The sequence below is a fragment of the Psychrobacter sp. CAL346-MNA-CIBAN-0220 genome, from assembly GCF_040309805.1.
Classification (GTDB): Bacteria; Pseudomonadota; Gammaproteobacteria; order Pseudomonadales; family Moraxellaceae; genus Psychrobacter.
Map to the genome: position 1 here is coordinate 1 of NZ_JBEOPF010000136.1, position 281 is coordinate 281.

General features: G+C 61.6%; 1 protein-coding gene. It reads right to left on the reverse strand.

Translation table 11 applies throughout. The features are described 5' to 3' along the window. Positions 1–242 (reverse strand): class I SAM-dependent methyltransferase (locus tag AAEY88_RS13025; RefSeq protein ID WP_350563062.1); only part of this gene is annotated, 242 nt, incomplete at its 3' end. Positions 243–281: the final 39 nt, after the last annotated feature.

A 281-nucleotide genomic window follows, 5' to 3' on the forward strand; every position in this document is an offset into this window, starting at 1 on the left:
GCCAGGTACAGCCGCCAGATGCGTAGCGCCTGCTCCGGTACCATCTTCGCTGCCGCTTCCAGGTTGTCTTCCAGGCGTTCGCTCCAATGGTCCAATGTGCGGGCGTAATGCATACGCAGGCTTTCGACATCGACCACTTCCAGCCCCACTTCACTGATTTCGGCCGTCATCATCGCCAGGTGCGGCAGTTCACCGTTGGGGAACACGTAGCGCTCTATAAACTCGCCGGCGCCACGGCCCACGGGGCGACCGTCGGTGTGCTTAGCGGTGATGCCATGGTT